The sequence below is a fragment of the Pseudarthrobacter sp. genome (assembly GCF_036675385.1).
Classification (GTDB): domain Bacteria; phylum Actinomycetota; class Actinomycetes; order Actinomycetales; family Micrococcaceae; genus Arthrobacter.
Genome location: NZ_JAKFFD010000057.1, coordinates 1 through 2,862 on the forward strand (window position 1 = coordinate 1; position 2,862 = coordinate 2,862).

The following is a 2,862-nucleotide window of genomic DNA, read 5'->3' on the forward strand; positions in this document are numbered from 1 at the left end:
GCGCCTGGGCAAGTTCGCCGAGCGCATCACGGAGACCCTCGAGTCCGAGGACGTTGCCGCGTTCCGCGACCTCATCTCCTCCTACGAGGAAGAGCACAACGTGCCGGCTTCGGAGATCGCTGCCGCGCTGGCCGTGATGGCCCAGGGCGGTCAGCCTCTGCTGGTCAAGGAACTGGCCGCAGCTCCCGATTTCCAGAAGCGCGAGCGCTCCAAGGACGGCTTCGGCTCACGTGGCCCCACCCGTACGCTCACCGAGGGCAACGCCACCTACCGGATCGCCGTCGGACGCCGCCAGCGCGTTATGCCGGGTTCCATCGTGGGCGCCATTGCCAACGAGGGCGGCATTTCCTCGGCCCAGATCGGCGGCATCGACATCCGTGCGGACCACTCCCTCGTGGAGCTCCCGGCGGACCTCAGCGCCGACCAGCTGAAGGCTCTGTCCCGCACCCGGATCGGCGGCGAGCTGATCCACCTCGAGCTGGACAACGGCCGCAAGCCCTCCGGTGACGGCGAGCGTGGCGGTTACCAGGGCAACCGTGGCGGCGGCGAGCGTGGCGGTTACCAGGGCAACCGTGGCGGCGGCGACCGCGGCGGTTACTCCGGTGGTGGCGACCGTGGTGGTTACTCCGGCGGCGGCGCCGGGGGCGGCGACCGTGGCGGCAACTTCAAGGGCAACGGCGGGTTCAAGAAGGAATTCCGCAAGACCGACGGCGAGCGTAGCTCCGCTGACCGCGGCGGCCGCTCCTTCAGCGACCGCAACGAGCGCAGCGTGGGCACCGACGCGGCACGCAAGCCGCGCACCGAAGGCGGCTTCAAGCCCCGCAACAAGTGGTAACCACAGCGTCCTAAAGTGAACTGGGAACGGGCCGGCTTCTTGCCGGCCCGTTCTGCTTTAAGGTTGCTGCTTAAGTTGGCTTGGTCACATCCCCTCAGGGATCCGTCTCCGGGCCGGTTCAAGGGCCGTCCGGAGGGCGCCGAAAGCCCGGATTTCCGGCACTTTTGGCGCCGCGGGCGTCGTTCTGGAGCCGATTTGTTGGTGGCCAAATCTTCCGGTAGAGTATTTACTCGTTGCCCCCCTAGCTCAGTGGTAGAGCGCGTTCTTGGTAAGAACGAGGTCACCGGATCGATTCCGGTGGGGGGCTCTGGATGAGGGCCTGTGTCAAGGCGGTTTTTGACCGGCTTGGCGCAGGTTTTTCTCATTCGTGGCGGTGTAGCTCAGTTGGTTAGAGCGCACGACTCATAATCGTGAGGTCGGGAGATCGAGCCTCCCCACCGCTACAGGCTAAGCCCTCGGAATCCTTGAGATTCCGGGGGCTTTTCTGTCTTGAATGACGACTCACGTAACAGAGGCGTCTCCCAGATTCTCTGAGGGGTGGCTGTAAATGGCTGCTCCCGGAAGGGGGCTGGGCTGTCGTGGCCACGGTAGCCCCTCGGTGGCCCTCTACGGCCCCATCGTCTTGGTGTGCCGCGGATCGTACCGTCCGTCGAATTATGGCCTTTAGATCGCCTAAAGCGCCCAGGTCGGCTGCCACCATTAAGAACCCTCAGCCGTCTGGACCGGGCCTACAACCGCAACATGGTTGCAGTGGCCCACACCAAGCGCGGTGAGCAGTCGACGGCAGACGCTGCATCCCACTACCTGCCGCTGGTCCGGGCAGCCGCCAGCCGGGCCGTCGACACCACTGCGGATGCCTTCAAGGTCGGCATCGACGGCAAACCCTCGACAACCGGGGCGTCCCTGAGTCCACAGAACGGGTCCGGACCCGAACGGAATGACCAGATGGTCTGTGCAGGTCGACTGAATCAGCCGGCGGCCCAAGGGTGGCCGCGGTTCCCGGAGGGCCGGCGCTGACGCGACGCTTACGCACGGCGTTGCCACACCTATCGGCTGGAAGACGGTCGCCGACCTCACCGTGGGTGACTTGGTTGGGATGTCACGCAAGACGACGCATGCGGCCACTATGAGCCGCTAAACCTTCTGTGGTGGGCATAGCTGCTCATCCTTGCGGTGTTGATCCTGACGGACCGCCAACAGGGCTCGTGGATCTATGCGGCAATTGCCTCTACGTCTACCTGGTGCAGGTGCCGCTGAGACGAAGGATGGCTTGGCGCGGGCCGGGGAAGACCCCCGTTTGCCTCGCGCCATTGCCCGGCATAGCAAGAACGGTCAGGCCGTTTGCAAACTACAGCACGGCCCGCATCTTAGTAAGGGACAAGAGGACAGCCCTGCCATCGCCAAAAATAGGGAGCAGGAAGATGATGTGACCCATGTACCAGAATGCCAGATTAGAACCGAGCAGCCATAAGCCGGCGCCTATCACGAAGCAACCGACGGGGCCGATTAATCCGACGGCTATCACTTGGAGCGGGCTGAGACTACCACGGGGATGAACGGAGAAACGAGTCCACGACGCTGTTACATCTATTCCCTCAACAGACGGGTACCTAGTCAACAAGACAATATGTCCCGCCTCATGCAGAAGATAGGAACCACCAAAGCCAAAGACCACATGGACGGCCAACTCTGCAGACAGCCCCACCAAGATGGAATCATTAGCTGATAAGCCAAAGATTATGCCTACAACAGGAAAGAACGCTGCGACCGCAGCCCACAAGCCCACATGTAGTCCAAGTATCCTGACTGCGCGCGCCGTCGGCATATAAGCCGAGTCGCTACGAACTCGCCTGTGCAATAAGCGACGCACGGTACCGACGGAGTCTGGCAACTACAAGAATAACGGCAAAAATGAAAAGGCTGCATATAAGCCAAACCGTCGCAATGCTAGTCCACGAACTTATCCCCAGCGACATGCCGATGCTGCCGCTGGGTGACGTCGTGGAGCTGAAGAAAACGCCACCAAA

General features: G+C 62.4%; 2 protein-coding genes and 2 tRNA genes. All 4 read left to right on the forward strand.

The window, feature by feature from the left end; translation table 11 throughout:
- The coding region (locus V6M49_RS05050) for a DbpA RNA binding domain-containing protein (protein ID WP_332760373.1) at positions 1-835 on the forward strand (835 nt) is incomplete at its 5' end.
- Between the two features lie 235 nt (positions 836-1,070).
- A tRNA-Thr gene (locus V6M49_RS05055) sits at positions 1,071-1,142 on the forward strand.
- A gap of 62 nt (positions 1,143-1,204) precedes the next feature.
- Positions 1,205-1,278 (forward strand) — tRNA-Met (locus tag V6M49_RS05060).
- 298 nt (positions 1,279-1,576) lie between these two features.
- On the forward strand, positions 1,577-1,852 hold the full coding sequence (locus V6M49_RS05065; RefSeq protein WP_332760374.1) for a hypothetical protein: 276 nt from the start codon (positions 1,577-1,579) through the stop codon (positions 1,850-1,852).
- Positions 1,853-2,862 lie beyond the last annotated feature (1,010 nt).

What these genes read in the sequence shown, in the direction of transcription:
- V6M49_RS05065 (WP_332760374.1), top strand. Translation starts at nt 1,577, where the DNA reads ATGGTTGCAGTGGCCCACACCAAGCGCGGTGAGCAGTCGACGGCAGAC.